This is a genomic window from Pseudomonas koreensis (genome assembly GCF_025447595.1).
GTDB classification, from domain to species: domain Bacteria; phylum Pseudomonadota; class Gammaproteobacteria; order Pseudomonadales; family Pseudomonadaceae; genus Aquipseudomonas; species Aquipseudomonas koreensis_H.
Window position 1 is genome coordinate 108,557 of sequence record NZ_JAOEJU010000019.1, and the last position, 15,291, is coordinate 123,847.

Here is a 15,291-nt window from a genome sequence, read left to right on the forward strand (position 1 = left end):
TCAGCTAATCAAGGGATTCACATGAACATCTGCGGTATCGAAATCAAAGGCAGTGAAGCAATCATCGCCGTGGCGTCCCTCGACGGTTCGGTGCTGAGCCATGTCGCTCTGAGCACCAAGAAAATCGCGCTGGATGATGACGACGAGGCGGCCAACGTGAAGCTGTTCGCGGCTCAGGTGGCGTCGTTCGTGCGCGAGAACTCCATTGATCGCATCGCGATCAAGAAGCGCAGCAAGAAGGGCGAGTTTGCCGGCGGGCCGACCACGTTCAAGATCGAGGGCGTGTTTCAGTTGCTGGACGGTTGCGAGGTGACGCTGCTGTCGCCGCAGACGATCAATGCCCAGGCCAAGAAGCACAACTTTGAGTTGCCGGGGACGCTGAACAAATATCAGCATGAGGCTTACAAAACCGCCTGCGCGGCGCTATTGAAGAAGTAGGAATTTATCCAGCCAACACAAACCACTGTGGGAGCGAGCTTGCTCGCGAAGAGGGAGTATCAGTCGACATATTTGATGTATGACCCGCCGCATTCGCGAGCAAGCTCGCTCCCCCACAGGTTCTTTTTCTGGCCTCAAAATCAAGCCTGAGCAGTACGCCGATCTTCCCGCGGACACCGGGCAAACTTCGCCCGGTAGCTGCGGGTGAAATACGACGGTGATTCAAACCCGCAGGCGATGCTGACTTCCAGCACGCTCATGTCGGTCTGGCGCAACAGCTGCCGGGCCTTTTCCAGTCTTAAGCGCAGATAGAAATTGCTCGGCGTGTCGTTCAGGTGCAGACGGAACAACCGCTCCAGTTGCCGCCGCGTCACCTTGATCGACTCCGCCAGTTCCAGGGTGGTCAGCGGTGGTTCGCTGTGCTGTTCCATTTCGCCGATCACATGCACCAGCTTCTTGTTGCTGATGCCGTAGCGCGTGGCGACTTCCATGCGCTGGTGGTCTTTGCGTGGACGAATCCGCCCCAATACAAACTGCTCGCTGACCTGAATCGCCAGTTGCGGGCCGTGGGCCTGGGCGATCAGGTCGAGCATCAGGTCGATGGACGCGGTGCCGCCGGCAGAAGTGATGCGTCGGCGGTCGATCTCGAACAGCTCCTGGGTGACGCTGAGCTGTGGATAAGATTCCTTGAAGGCGTCGATGGCTTCCCAGTGCAGGGTCAGACGATGGCCATCGAGCAGGCCCGCCTCGGCGAGGACGAAGCTGCCGGTGTCGATGGCGCCGAGGGTCACGCCTTCGTTGTCCAGTCGACGCAGCCAGTGCTCCAGCGCCGGGGTGGCGAACTTCAGTGGTTCGAAGCCGGCGACCACCAACAACGTCGCACCTTTCTTCAGCGGCTCCAGCGCCGCATCGGCGTTGACCGACATCCCGTTGCTCGCCAGCACCGCCCCGCCATCGGCACTCAAGACGTGCCAGCGGTACAGCTCGCCGCGAAAGCGGTTGGCCACCCGCAGCGGTTCGATCGCGGAGATGAAACCGATGGCGGAAAAACCCGGCATCAACAGAAAGTAGAAATCCTGGGACATGGCGCGCACTCGGTCAGCGGGTAGCGTGCAACGTTGATACGCCAGTTGTCGGCGGCATTCAAGAGCACAGGTCGCTGCAGTGCAAGAGCTGGTCGCCGCAGTGCGCTTTCAAGGGCGTGCAGCTGCGTAATTTGGCATCACCGGCGCGACAGACACCGGAACCCACAATAACGACCTGCCGAGGAACCCGACATGAAACGACTGATCAGCAGCTGTGTTCTCGCACTCAGCGGTACCGCGTTTTTAAGCGCCAGTGTCATGGCGGCCGATTCCGCATCGTGTCAGAACGTGCGCATGGGCGTGGTGAACTGGACCGACGTGATCGCCACCAGTGCGATGGCTCAGGTTCTGCTCGACGGCCTCGGCTACAGCACCAAACAGACCAGCGCCTCTCAGCAAATCGTCTTCGCCGGCATCCGCGACCAGCGCCTGGATCTGTTCCTCGGCTACTGGAACCCGCTGATGACTCAGACCATCACCCCGTTTGTCGACGCCAATCAGGTCAAGGTGCTTGAAGCGCCAAGCCTCAAGGACGCCCGCGCCACTCTCGCCGTGCCGACCTATCTGGCGGACAAGGGTTTGAAAACCTTCGCCGACATCGCCAAGTTCGAGAAAGAACTGGGTGGCAAGATCTACGGCATCGAGCCAGGCTCGGGCGCCAACACCCAGATCAAGGCGATGATCGCCAAGAACCAGTTCGGCCTCGGCAAGTTCCAGCTCGTGGAGTCGAGCGAGGCCGGCATGCTCGCCGCCGTCGATCGCGCCGTGCGCCGCAAGGAAGCCGTGGTGTTCTTCGGCTGGGCGCCGCACCCGATGAACGTCAACGTACAGATGACCTATCTGACCGGCAGCGACGACGCCCTCGGCCCGAACGAAGGCATGGCCACCGTGTGGACCGTCACCGCGCCGAAATACGCCGAACAATGCCCGAACGTCAGCCGCCTGCTGAGCAACCTGACGTTCACCGCCGAAGACGAGAGCCGGATGATGCAGCCGCTGCTCGATCACAAGGATGCTTTCGAATCGGCCAAACAATGGCTCAAGGATCACCCGCAGGACAAACAGCGCTGGCTCGAAGGCGTCACCACTTTCGATGGCAAACCGGCGGCTGAAAACCTCCAGCTCACCAGCAAATAAACCGCAACGAACGAACCACTTCGCAGCCCGCCACGGGCTGCGAACAGACCCATCACGCCTGAAGGAAAACGCACCATGAACCACGACGTCATCATCACCTGCGCACTCACCGGTGCTGGCGACACGACCGCCAAGAGCCCTCACGTGCCGGTCACTCCTAAACAGATCGCCGCTGCCGCAGTAGAAGCGGCCAAGGCCGGCGCCACGGTCGTGCACTGCCACGTTCGTGACCCGCAGACCGGCAAGTTCAGCCGTGACGTGGCGCTGTACCGCGAAGTCATGGAGCGCATCCGCGAAGCCGACGTCGACATCATCGTCAACCTCACTGCCGGCATGGGCGGCGACCTGGAAATCGGCCCGGGTGAGAACCCGATGGAGTTCGGCCCCAACACCGATCTGGTCGGCCCGCTGACACGCCTGGCCCACGTCGAAGAACTGCTGCCGGAAATCTGCACGCTGGATTGCGGCACCCTGAACTTCGGCGACGGCGACACCATTTATGTTTCCACCCCGGCACAGTTGCGCGCCGGCGCCAAGCGCATCACCGAGCTGGGCGTGAAAGCGGAGATGGAGATTTTCGACACCGGTCACCTGTGGTTCGCCAAACAGATGATCAAGGAAGGCCTGCTCGACAATCCGCTGTTCCAGCTGTGCCTGGGCATCCCGTGGGGCGCGCCGGCCGACACCACCACCATGAAAGCCATGGTCGACAACCTGCCCGCCGACGCGGTGTGGGCCGGGTTCGGCATCGGCCGGATGCAAATGCCGATGGCCGCACAAGCGGTGCTGCTCGGCGGCAACGTACGGGTCGGCCTGGAAGACAACCTGTGGCTGGACAAAGGCGTGCTGGCGACCAACGGCCAACTGGTCGAACGCGCCACCGAAATCCTCAGCCGCCTCGGCGCCCGCGTGCTGACCCCGGCTGAAGGTCGCAAGAAAATGGGCCTGACCCAGCGCGGCTGACGGCCACACATCAAACCCTGTGGGAGCGAGCCTGCTCGCGAAGAGGCCGGTACATCCGAAGCATCTTCATCAGCAGTGCCGCCGCATTCGCGAGCAAGCTCGCTCCCACAGGGAATCACCGAATTTTCCTAGGAAATCACCATGAGCTTTATCACCGAAATCAAAACCTTCGCAGCACTGGGCAGCGGCGTCATCGGCAGCGGCTGGGTCGCCCGTGCCCTCGCCCACGGCCTCGACGTGGTGGCCTGGGATCCGGCGCCGGGTGCCGAAGCGGCGCTGCGCAAACGCGTGGCCAATGCCTGGGGCGCGCTGGAGAAAAACGGTCTGGCGCCGGGCGCCTCGCAGGATCGCCTGCGCTTTGTGGCGACCATTGAAGAGTGCGTGCGCGATGCGGATTTCATCCAGGAAAGCGCCCCGGAACGCCTCGAACTGAAACTGGAGCTGCACAGCAAAATCAGTGCAGCGGCCAAGCCGAATGCGTTGATCGGTTCCAGCACCTCGGGTCTGTTGCCGAGCGAGTTCTACGAGAGCTCGACCCACCCGGAACGCTGCGTGGTCGGTCACCCGTTCAACCCGGTTTACCTGCTGCCATTGGTGGAAGTGGTCGGCGGCAAAAACACCGCGCCGGAAGCGGTTCAAGCAGCGATGAAAGTCTACGAATCCCTCGGCATGCGCCCGCTGCATGTGCGCAAGGAAGTGCCGGGATTCATCGCCGACCGCCTGCTCGAAGCGCTGTGGCGTGAGGCGCTGCATCTGGTCAACGACGGCGTGGCGACCACCGGTGAAATCGACGATGCGATCCGCTTTGGCGCGGGGCTGCGCTGGTCGTTCATGGGCACGTTCTTGACTTACACCCTGGCCGGTGGCGATGCCGGCATGCGCCACTTCATGTCGCAGTTCGGCCCGGCGTTGCAGTTGCCGTGGACGTACCTGCCGGCACCGGAACTGACCGACAAGTTGATCGACGATGTGGTGGACGGCACCAGCGATCAACTGGGCCGGCACAGTATTTCGGCGCTGGAGCGCTATCGTGATGATTGCTTGCTGGCGGTGCTTGAGGCGGTGAAGACCACCAAAGAGAAGCATGGGATGAGTTTCAGCGAGTAATCCTCGCGCCAGCAATTCCGGCCTCTTCGCGAGCAAGCTCGCTCCCACAGGGGACTGCATTTCAACTGTGGGAGCGAGCTTGCTCGCGAAGACGGCAGCCCAGACAACATCAATGTCGGAACAGATACCATGCCCACCCTCACCACCTACCAAACCAGAATCATCCCCGACTGGGTCGACTACAACGGCCACCTGCGCGACGCCTTCTACCTGCTGATCTTCAGCTACGCCACCGACGCCCTGATGGATCACCTCGGCATGGACAGCAACAACCGCGAAGCCAGCGGCCACTCGCTGTTCACCCTCGAACTGCACCTCAACTACCTGCACGAGGTAAAACTCGACGCCGAAGTCGAAGTGCGCACGCAGATCATCGGCCATGACCAGAAACGCCTGCACCTCTATCACAGCCTGCATCTGGCCGGCGGTGACAAGGAACTGGCCGGCAACGAACAGATGCTGCTGCACGTCGACCTCGCCGGGCCGCGCTCCGCGCCGTTTACCCCGGACACCCTGGGCCGCCTGCAAGCCATTGTTGCCGAGCAGGCCGATCTGCCCGCGCCTGCTTACATCGGCCGGGTCATCGCCCTGCCCCCAGCCCGGTAAATTCATCCATCGCAAGGAGCCGCCATGCACACCGCCGCCGCAGTTGCCGATTTCCGTACTTATCCGTTGATCAGCGCGCTGAACGGCGTGCAGAACCTGGCGGATCGCGTCCTGATCGAATGGGCCGACGGGCGTGTCAGCCCGTTTCACCATGTGTGGTTGCGGGACAACTGCCCGTGTCCGCACTGCGTCTACAGCGTCACCCGCGAGCAGGTGTTCGAGATCGTCGATGCGGCGCAGGATCTGTCGCCCTCCGCCGCGCATATCGACACCGATGGCTGCCTGCGCATCGACTGGCAGGACGGCCACCTCAGCCGCTTCGATGCAGGCTGGCTGCGGGCCCACGCCTACGACGACGAATCCCGCTCCGAACGCCTCGCTGCCAAGCCGAAACCCTTTTTGTGGCGCAGCGATTTGCAGTTGCCAGTGTTCGACTATTCAGCCCTGATGAACGACAACGCCGCACTGCTGCAATGGTTGCTGGCGGTACGCGATATCGGCCTGACCCAGGTGCGCGGCGTACCCACCGAGCCCGGCTCGCTGAAGCTGATCGCCCAGCGAATTTCGTTCATCCGCGAGAGCAACTTCGGCGTGCTTTTCAACGTGCAATCCAAGGCAGACGCCGACAGCAATGCCTACACCGCTTTCAACCTGCCGTTGCACACGGACCTGCCGACCCGCGAGCTGCAACCCGGGCTGCAATTTCTGCATTGCCTGGTGAACGACGCCGAGGGTGGCGAAAGCATTTTCGTCGACGGTTTTGCGATTGCCGAAGCGTTGCGTCAGGAATACCCCGCGTCATTCCAGGCGCTATGCGAGATCCCGGTGGAGTTTCGCAACAAGGACCGCCACAGCGACTATCGCTGCCTGGCGCCGGTCATCGCCCTGGATGCGTTGGGCCGTGTCGCAGAAATCCGCATGGCCAACTTTCTGCGCGGCGCGTTCGACACGTCCGTGGAACAGATGCCGCTGCTGTATCGCGCTTACCGACGCTTCATCGCCATGACCCGCGAGCCGCGTTTCCGGCTGATGCAGCGGCTCAATCCGGGCGAGCTGTGGTGCTTCGACAACCGCCGCACCCTGCATGCGCGCAATGCATTCGACCCGTCCACCGGGGCCCGGCATTTTCAGGGCTGCTATATCGACCGGGACGAATTGCTGTCGCGAATTCTGGTGTTGCAGCGCTAGACCGCATCATCGTTTATCGCCAGCAGGCTGGCTCCCACAAAGAGCGCATTTCAACGTGGGAGCCAGCCTGCTGGCGATGAATGCACCTCGATTTACCTGGCAAACAGGCAAAAAAAGCCCCGATACAAGCCGTGACAGGATCGGGGCGAGGGTACTGTTGAGGAGCTGCCGTGGCGAGGGTGACCAAACCTTCGTGAAGCGAGCTGAAGCCAGTGTGCCCACTCCCCTGGCCGGCAAGTTAGCCGAAAACGACATGCTCATAGCCAATGTGGACACTGCGACAAATCGCCCTTGCCGTGCCTGGGCATGCCTACCAGAATCGAGCCACGACCTCCGTTGCCAAAGAAGGATTCGCGTCATGATGTATGCCGATTTGATCGATCAGGAAGACCTGTTGGGCCAGCTCAAGTCGTTGGGATTCGAAGTACCGTCGGGCTCCACCGCCCAGCAGGCCTGCGAGTGCGCGGTGCGGGGTCTGGACGATGTGCGGGCCAACACGCTGCGCACCATGGTCAAGCAGATGTACACCAGCAGCGCGAGTATTCAGCCGATCGTGCGCGAAGCCATCGACAAGCAGTTGCTGCCGGCACTGGCTCAGTATCAGCAAACCCGCGCCTGATACCTGACAAAAAAAGATCGCAGCCTGCGACAGTGCCTTCCCTGAAGGAGCTGTCGCAGGCTGCGATCTTTCGTTTTAGAGGCGCACGCTGGCGAAAGTCGACTCGTTGCGCGCCTGACTGAGTGCCGACATCGGCCCGGACAGCGGCGACATCACGATGGCTTGCGGCAGCGGCATCATCGCCACCTGTTGGGTGGTGTTGGAGCCGACGCGCTCGTCGCGCGGCGGAATGCCGAAGTATTCGCGGTAGCACTTGGAGAAGTGCGGCGTCGACACGAACCCGCAGACCGACGCCACTTCGATGATCGACATCGGCGTCTGCTTCAGCAGTTGTCGCGCGCGGATCAGACGCAGCTTGAGGTAGTAGCGCGATGGCGAACAGTGCAGGTATTTCTGGAACAGGCGCTCGAGCTGGCGACGGGACACGGCGACGTACACCGCCAGTTCGTCGAGGTCGATCGGCTCTTCGAGGTTGGCCTCCATCAGCGCGACGATTTCCTGCAGTTTCGGCTGGTTGGTACCGAGCATATGCTTGAGCGGAACGCGCTGGTGATCCTGCTCGTTACGGATGCGTTCGTAGACGAACATCTCGGAAATCGCGGCGGACAGTTCACGGCCGTGATCGCGGCTGATCAGATGCAGCATCATGTCCAGCGGCGCGGTGCCGCCTGAGCTGGTGAAACGGTTACGGTCGAGGGTGAACAGACGGGTGCTCATCGCGACGCGCGGGAAAGCTTCCTGCATCGCCGCCAGACATTCCCAGTGCACGCTGCAATCGAAGCCGTCAAGCAGGCCGGCGCAGGCCAGTGCCCAGCTGCCGGTGCACACGGCACCGAGGCGGCGAGACTGACGCGCCTGGCTTTGCAGCCACGAGACGTGTTCACGGGTAACGGTGCGTTGAATGCCGATCCCGCCGCACACGATGATGGTGTCGAGGGCCGGGGCTTTGTGCATGGAGGCGTCGGGGGTGATCTGCAGACCGTCACTGGCCCAGACCTGGCCGCCATCAACGGTGAGGGTGGTCCAGCGATACAGCTCGCGACCGGACAACTGGTTGGCCATACGCAGCGGTTCGACTGCGGAAGCCAGGGAAATCAGCGTGAAATTGTCCAGCAGCAGAAAGCCGATGGATTGAGGCGCACGGTTCTGGGGTTGAGCCCCGGAGTTGAACGACGTCATCGCGGTATCTCCTCACACAAAGCGGGTGATGGCCTCAGGCGGAGGCTCTTGTTATCGCCATCGTTCTCTTGCGTGAGACGGGCTTTGTTATGACAGAGCAATTGCCATGCCTAAATTTGAATGGCCGTTCAATAACTCCTGAAAACGACGTCGCGACGCGTCTATACAAGCGCTCCGACGAAAGGTAATTCGAAGTGCCATCAGCGGCCGCGAATGCCCTGCTCCGAAGCGTGTGAGCAAATCGGTAGCACTTGTGGGAACTGGCCTGCGCGCGATTGTCCGACAGTGTCACCGCAGGCACGGGTGACGGACGGTAGCGCCTGCGAATCAGGCGCTGGAGGTGGGAAAGACTCTTATCTGATAGCGACGCGCCAAAAGGTGGCGCGTTTTGATTCCGGTGCGCACTTAACGCGCAGTTTTGACTGGTCCGGCTTCATCGCCAGCAGGTTGGCTCCCACAGTTTTTGCGAACGCCGCAAATCCTGTGTGGGAGCCAGCCTGCTGGCGATAGGAGGCAACTCGGAATCAGCACTCCACCGCGCTGACCGCCAACCCGCCCCGTGAAGTCTCTTTATATTTGTCATGCATGTCGGCGCCGGTATCACGCATGGTGCGGATCACCCGGTCCAGCGAAATAAAGTGCTGACCATCACCGCGCAAGGCCATCTGCGCCGCGTTGATCGCCTTCACCGCCGCAATCGCATTGCGCTCGATGCACGGCACTTGCACCAGGCCACCCACCGGATCGCAGGTCAGGCCGAGGTTATGTTCCAGGCCAATTTCCGCCGCGTTGCACAGTTGCTCCGGCGTGGCGCCGAGCACTTCGGCCAGGCCGGCCGCCGCCATCGCACAGGCCGAACCGACCTCACCCTGACAGCCGACTTCAGCGCCGGAGATCGAGGCGTTCTTCTTGCACAGAATCCCCACCGCCGCCGCTCCGAGGAAGTAGTCGACCACGTTGGCGTCGGTTACTGCCTCGCTGAATTTCATGAAGTAATGCAGCACCGCCGGAATGATCCCCGCCGCTCCATTGGTGGGCGCCGTGACCATGCGCCCACCGGCGGCGTTTTCCTCGTTCACCGCTAGGGCGAACAGGTTGACCCACTCCATGGCGCTGAGGGTCGAGCCGATCACGTTGGGCTTGTTCAGTTCCTGAAGACTGCGGTGCAACTTCGCCGCGCGGCGGCGCACGTTGAGGCCGCCGGGCAAGATGCCTTCGTGCTTGAGGCCCTGCTCGACGCAGTCCTGCATCGCCCGCCAGAGTTTCATCAGGCCGGCGCGGATTTCTTCTTCGCTGCGCCAGACCTTCTCGTTGGCCATCATCAATTCGGCCACGCGCAGGTTGTGGGTCTTGCACAGCTCCAGCAGCTCCACCGCGCTGGAAAAGTCGTAAGGCAACTCGGTGCGATCCAGATCCACCACGCCGCTGGAGGCCTGCGCCTCGTCCACCACAAAACCGCCGCCGACCGAATAGTAGGTGTCGCGATGCAGCTCGCCGTGATCGCCTTCGGCAACCAGGGTCATGGCATTGGGATGGAACGGCAGATTCTCGTCGATCAGGCGCATGTCGCGCCCCCATATAAAGGGCACCGACAAACGACCGTCGAGCAACAGCGTGTGGGTTTCGCGCAGGGCCTGGATCCGCGGGCCGATCTGCGACGGGTCGATCGCGTCCGGCCACTCGCCCATCAGGCCCATGATCACCGCGTTGTCGCTGCCGTGACCGACACCGGTGGCCGACAGCGAACCGAACAACTGCACTTCGATGCGACGCACCTGCTCCAGTAGGTATTTGTCGCGCAATGACTCGACAAACAGGGCGGCGGCGCGCATGGGCCCGACGGTGTGGGAACTGGAAGGGCCGATGCCGATTTTGAACAGGTCGAAAACACTGATAGCCATTGCTGCAGAGCTCCTGAGAGTGCCGGTCCGGGGCGTGAAGCGCCCGCTGGCGGAGCTGCTACGCTCAAGCTGCGATCCGCCGGAATGCCCGCATCATCGGGCTTTTCCCGGGTCGTTCGGCGTCTGACACCGACGTACTCATGCCCACAAACGCCGTGCCGGTTTCAGCCCGTGTTTTCGCCGTTTTTATGCGGTTCAGATGGCCAGACAGGGCAGAAAAAAGCTGTAAACGACGTCACTGACACTGGATGCGACCATCCCTGTACTGGATACGACGCACCCTGTAGGCGTCAGATTTTCACTGGTACATGATCGTATCGACTCGATTGCAAGGCGCTGCGGTAGAGCTGTCTCCAGAACGCCATCCAACCGCAACCCATAAGTGCGGTGGTCCAATCGGAACACTGCCAAAAAAAACACCAAGGAGTCCCCATTCATGAAAGGTTCCCCGTCGTTGTTGTTGGCCGCCATGCTGAGTCTGCCATTGCTGGCTCAAGCCGCAGAACCGGCGCAGTGCAGTACCGTGAACTTCTCCGATGTCGGCTGGACCGACATCACCGCAACAACCGCCACCACCTCCGTCGTGCTCCAGGCCCTCGGCTACAAGACCAAGACCACCATGATTTCCGTACCCGTGACCTACAAGTCGCTGGCCGACGGCAAGAACATGGACGTGTTCCTCGGCAACTGGATGCCGACCATGGAAAACGACATCAAGGCCTACCGCGACGCCGGCACCGTAGAAACCGTGCGCACCAACCTCAAGGGCGCCAAGTACACCCTCGCCGTTCCGCAAGCCTTGTATGACAAGGGTCTGCACGACTTCGCCGACATCGCCAAATTCAAGAAAGAACTCGACGGCAAGATCTACGGGATCGAGCCGGGCAACGACGGCAACCGCCTGATCCAGAGCATGATCGACAAGAACGCTTTCGGCCTGAAGGACGCCGGTTTCAAGGTCGTCGAATCCAGCGAAGCGGGCATGCTGTCGCAGGTCGACCGCGCACAGAAACGCGACACCGCTGTGGTGTTCCTCGGCTGGGCGCCGCACCCGATGAACAAGCGCTTCAAGATTCAGTACCTGACCGGTGGTGACGATTTCTTCGGCCCGGATTTCGGCGCCGCCACCGTGGCGACCAACACCCGCAAGGGCTACGCCGAGGAATGCAGCAACGTTGGCCAACTGCTGAAAAACCTGGAGTTCACCGTCGACATGGAAAGTGAACTCATGGGCAACATCCTGGACGACAAGATGAAGCCTGACGCGGCCGCCAAGGCCTGGCTGAAAAAGAATCCACAAGTGCTCGATACCTGGCTCGCTGGCGTGACCACCACTGACGGTAAACCTGGCCTGGAGGCCGTGAAAGCCAAGCTGAATCAGTAATCGCTTATGCCGGACGGCTCCGGCCGTCCGGGCTGTTTATTTCCTTGCATGCGGACGTTCACTACCATGCTGATTGATCAGAAAATCCCTTTAGGCCAGTACATCGCGGGCTTCGTTGAATGGTTGACGCAACACGGCGCCAACACCTTCGACGCAATCGCCGTGACCCTGGAAACGATGATCCACGGCGTGACGTTTGCGCTGACCTGGTTCAACCCGCTGGTGCTGATCGGCCTCATCGCCCTGCTGGCCCACTTCATTCAACGCAAATGGGGCCTGACCGCGTTCGTGGTCGCCTCCTTCCTGCTGATCCTCAACCTGGGGTACTGGCAGGAAACCATGGAAACCCTTGCCCAGGTCATGTTCGCGACCCTGGTCTGCGTGGTCATCGGCGTGCCGCTGGGCATCGTCGCCGCGCACAAACCGATGTTCTACACTTTGATGAGGCCGGTGCTCGATCTGATGCAGACCGTACCGACCTTCGTTTACCTCATTCCTACCCTGACCCTCTTCGGGCTGGGCGTGGTGCCGGGCCTGATCTCCACGGTGGTGTTCGCCATCGCTGCGCCGATCCGCCTGACCTACCTGGGCATCCGCGATGTCCCGGAAGAACTGATGGACGCCGGCAAGGCCTTCGGCTGCTCGCGTCGCCAACTGCTCTCACGGATCGAACTGCCCCACGCCATGCCGAGCATCGCGGCCGGCATCACCCAGTGCATCATGCTGTCGCTGTCGATGGTGGTGATCGCGGCACTGGTGGGCGCCGACGGACTCGGCAAACCGGTGGTCAACGCACTGAACACTGCTGATATCGCCCTGGGCTTCGAAGCGGGCCTGGCGATCGTACTGCTGGCGATCATGCTCGACCGTATCTGCAAACAACCCGACGCAAAAGTAGGGGGTGACGCATGAGCATTATTCGCTTCGATAACGTTGACGTTATCTTCGCCAGGGATCCACGCGAAGCACTCAAGCTGCTGGATCAGGGCATGACCCGTAACGAGATCCTGAAAAAGACCGGGCAGATTGTCGGCGTTGAAAAAGCCAGTCTGGATATCGAGAAAGGCGAAATCTGTGTACTGATGGGCCTCTCCGGCTCCGGTAAATCAAGCCTGCTGCGCTGCATCAACGGCCTCAACACCGTGAGCCGCGGCAAGCTGTTCGTCGAACACGAAGGCAAGCAGATCGACATCGCCTCCTGCTCCCCGGCCGAGCTGAAAATGATGCGCACCAAGCGCATTGCGATGGTGTTCCAGAAGTTCGCCCTGATGCCCTGGCTGACCGTTCGCGAGAACATCAGCTTTGGTCTGGAAATGCAGGGCCGTCCTGAAAAAGAACGCCGCAAACTGGTGGACGACAAGCTCGAGCTGGTGGGCCTGACCCAGTGGCGCAACAAGAAACCCAACGAACTGTCCGGCGGCATGCAGCAGCGTGTTGGCCTGGCGCGTGCGCTGGCGATGGACGCCGACATTCTGCTGATGGACGAACCGTTCTCGGCCCTCGACCCGCTGATCCGTCAGGGTCTGCAGGATGAACTGCTGGAACTGCAACGCAAGCTGAGCAAGACCATCGTGTTCGTGAGTCACGACCTCGACGAGGCGCTGAAACTCGGTAGCCGCATCGCGATCATGAAAGACGGCCGGATCATCCAGTACAGCGTGCCGGAAGAGATCGTGCTCAATCCTGCGGACGATTACGTGCGCACCTTCGTCGCCCACACCAACCCGCTGAACGTGCTCTGCGGTCGCAGCCTGATGCGCACCCTGGACAACTGCAAACGCATCAACGGTTCGGTATGCCTCGATCCGGGCGGCGATTCGTGGCTGGACCTGGCTGAAGGCAACACCATCAAGGGCGCGCGGCAGAACGGTTCGGTGCTGAACCTGCAGAACTGGGCACCGGGGCAAGCCGTGGAAGGGCTGGAGCGCAAACCGACGCTGGTGGACTCGAACATCGGCATGCGCGATGCGTTGCAGATCCGTTACCAGACCGGCAACAAACTGGTGCTCCACGACAACAACCATGTGGTGGGGATTCTTGGGGACAGCGAGCTGTACCACGCACTGCTCGGCAAGAACCTGGGATAAAGAGAGCAGACACAAAAACGCCGCGAGAGGATCGCGGCGTTTTTGTTTGCGTGATGATCTTTCCCACGCTCTGCGTGGGAACGATCTTGAATCACAACTCAGCTATAGACACGGCCAAGGAGCTGCCGATGGCTTTCAAACTGATCGAGCACATCGCGCGTGATCTGATCCTGTGTGAAACCCATCAGGTCGTAGTCCTGGCTGCCGTTGTGCAGGTACACCTCGGCGCGGTAGAAACGCTGGCGCGCTTCATCGGACTGAACCGACTCGCTCGGAGTGGCCAGGTAGCCGTCCAGGCTCACTTCGTAGACAAAAGGGTTACCCTCTTCCATTTCGATCCGCACACCCATGCAGCGCTTGGACTTGCCCAGCAGCGTCTGCACTTCCAGACCCTGTGCACGCATTTGCGCAGCGGCATCTTCCAGCGCCGGGCTGACGTGTTTATCCATGAAGCGCTGAACCACCGATTGGCTCGGTTGCAGATCCAGCTGAGTCAGACGCTCGCTGAAACCACGACGACCGCGTTCGGCCAGTTGCGCTTGCTCCTGTTCGATCTGCGTGTCCTGGCGCATTGCCTTGTGCAGGCCGAACATGAAGAACACCAGCACCACCGAGAACGGCAGACCGGCCAGCACCACCATGGTTTGCATGGCTTCGAAGTTACCGGCGAACAGCAGGCCGATGGTCACCAGCGTGATCACGACCGACCAGAAGATCCGCAGCCAGTGCGGGGCGTCTTCGTCGACGTTGCCGCCCTTGCAGGACAAGTTCGCCATCATTACCGCGCCAGAGTCGGCCGGAGTAAGGAACAGCACGAAACCGACGAAGATCGACACGCCGATCACGACTTTCGACGCCGGGTAGTGTTCCAGCAACTGATAGATCGCCATCGACGGCTGTTCCAGCGCCGTCTTGCCGAGTTCCACCGCGCCGTGGTTCATCACCAGATCCAGCGCCGAGTTACCGAAGATCGACAGCCACGCCAGGGTGAAACCCAGCGGAATCAGCAGCACGCCAGCCACCAGTTCACGCACGGTACGACCACGGGAAATACGCGCGATGAACATGCCGACGAACGGGGCCCAGGAAATCCACCATGCCCAGTAGAACAGAGTCCACAGGCCCAGCCAGCGGTCGGACTTCTCGCCGTCGCCTTCATAGACGTACAGGTCGAAAGTCTTCAGCACCACGCCGTTGAGATAGTCGCCGATGTTCTGCACGAAGCCGTTGAGCAGGTGCAGGGTCGGGCCGAACAGCAGGACGAAAATCAGCAGGCCGCTGAACAGAATGATGTTGAGGTTGGACAGACGACGGATGCCGTTTTCCACACCGGACACGGCAGCGATGGTCGCCACGGTGCTCATCACGATGATCACGATCAGCAGGTTGGTGTTGCTGTGCTCCATGCCGAACAGGTTTTCCAGGCCCGAAGACACTTGCAGCGAGCCGATCCCCAGGTTGGTCACCAGACCCAGCAGGGTCACGAACATGCCGAAGCCGTCTACCGCGTGACCGGCCGCGCCCTTGACCCAGCGCTCACCTGCCAGCGGGTACAGCGCCGAACGCAGCGCCAGGGGCTGGTTGTGACGGTAAGCAA

14 protein-coding genes are annotated in these 15,291 nt (G+C 61.2%); 10 read left to right on the forward strand and 4 right to left on the reverse strand.

The annotated features are described in order from the left end of the window. The first annotated feature begins 21 nt into the window (after nt 1-21). Nucleotides 22-438, forward strand: coding sequence for a DUF3010 family protein (locus N8H71_RS21245; protein WP_262195568.1), 417 nt, complete (start codon nt 22-24; stop codon nt 436-438). A gap of 140 nt (nt 439-578) precedes the next feature. Here N8H71_RS21245 and N8H71_RS21250 read toward each other — a convergent pair whose 3' ends face one another. Next, a complete protein-coding gene (locus N8H71_RS21250) occupies nt 579-1,523 on the reverse strand; it encodes a GlxA family transcriptional regulator (protein ID WP_085688589.1) in 945 nt (314 codons plus the stop codon). Nucleotides 1,524-1,715: 192 nt separating this feature from the next. On the opposite strand from N8H71_RS21250, the gene choX reads away from it, so the two are divergent. The 6 genes from choX (at nt 1,716) to N8H71_RS21280 (ending at nt 7,143) form a co-directional block, all read left to right on the forward strand. Next, nucleotides 1,716-2,660, forward strand: a complete 945-nt coding sequence (choX, locus tag N8H71_RS21255) for a choline ABC transporter substrate-binding protein (RefSeq protein ID WP_007959767.1) — start codon at nt 1,716-1,718, stop codon at nt 2,658-2,660. A 75-nt stretch (nt 2,661-2,735) separates the two neighbouring features. Continuing rightward, a complete protein-coding gene (locus tag N8H71_RS21260) occupies nt 2,736-3,623 on the forward strand; it encodes a 3-keto-5-aminohexanoate cleavage protein (protein ID WP_262195569.1) in 888 nt (295 codons plus the stop codon). 141 nt (nt 3,624-3,764) lie between these two features. Beyond that, nucleotides 3,765-4,730: an L-carnitine dehydrogenase gene (locus N8H71_RS21265; protein ID WP_007959763.1), complete on the forward strand. Its 966-nt coding sequence runs from the start codon at nt 3,765-3,767 to the stop codon at nt 4,728-4,730. Between the two features lie 129 nt (nt 4,731-4,859). Continuing rightward, nucleotides 4,860-5,336, forward strand: coding sequence for a thioesterase family protein (locus N8H71_RS21270; RefSeq protein WP_262195570.1), 477 nt, complete (start codon nt 4,860-4,862; stop codon nt 5,334-5,336). A gap of 24 nt (nt 5,337-5,360) precedes the next feature. Continuing rightward, the gene (locus N8H71_RS21275) at nt 5,361-6,524 is read left to right on the forward strand and encodes a gamma-butyrobetaine dioxygenase (protein ID WP_262195571.1); all 1,164 of its coding nucleotides are present in this window, start codon (nt 5,361-5,363) and stop codon (nt 6,522-6,524) included. 358 nt (nt 6,525-6,882) lie between these two features. Continuing rightward, nucleotides 6,883-7,143, forward strand: coding sequence for a hypothetical protein (locus tag N8H71_RS21280; RefSeq protein WP_085688602.1), 261 nt, complete (start codon nt 6,883-6,885; stop codon nt 7,141-7,143). A 75-nt stretch (nt 7,144-7,218) separates the two neighbouring features. On the opposite strand, the gene N8H71_RS21285 is transcribed toward N8H71_RS21280, so the two are convergent. Both N8H71_RS21285 and N8H71_RS21290 read right to left on the reverse strand, forming a co-directional pair. Further along, a complete protein-coding gene (locus N8H71_RS21285; RefSeq protein ID WP_007959756.1) occupies nt 7,219-8,322 on the reverse strand; it encodes a GlxA family transcriptional regulator in 1,104 nt (367 codons plus the stop codon). 524 nt (nt 8,323-8,846) lie between these two features. After that, a complete protein-coding gene (locus N8H71_RS21290) occupies nt 8,847-10,223 on the reverse strand; it encodes an L-serine ammonia-lyase (RefSeq protein WP_262195572.1) in 1,377 nt (458 codons plus the stop codon). A gap of 436 nt (nt 10,224-10,659) precedes the next feature. Between N8H71_RS21290 and N8H71_RS21295 the strand changes: the two genes are divergently transcribed. From N8H71_RS21295 to choV, 3 genes are all read left to right on the forward strand, one after another. Next, nucleotides 10,660-11,607, forward strand: coding sequence for a choline ABC transporter substrate-binding protein (locus N8H71_RS21295; protein ID WP_262195573.1), 948 nt, complete (start codon nt 10,660-10,662; stop codon nt 11,605-11,607). A gap of 66 nt (nt 11,608-11,673) precedes the next feature. After that, nucleotides 11,674-12,519 carry a choline ABC transporter permease subunit gene (gene choW / locus N8H71_RS21300; protein ID WP_064380213.1) on the forward strand — a complete coding sequence of 282 codons (846 nt, stop codon included), beginning with the start codon at nt 11,674-11,676 and terminating at the stop codon, nt 12,517-12,519. Further along, on the forward strand, nt 12,516-13,694 hold the full coding sequence (gene choV / locus N8H71_RS21305) for a choline ABC transporter ATP-binding protein (RefSeq protein WP_064380211.1): 1,179 nt from the start codon (nt 12,516-12,518) through the stop codon (nt 13,692-13,694). Before choW ends, choV begins: the two co-directional genes overlap by 4 nt. 98 nt (nt 13,695-13,792) lie before the next feature. Here choV and N8H71_RS21310 read toward each other — a convergent pair. Continuing rightward, on the reverse strand, nt 13,793-15,291 hold a 1,499-nt coding region (locus N8H71_RS21310), incomplete at its 5' end, for a BCCT family transporter (RefSeq protein WP_262195574.1).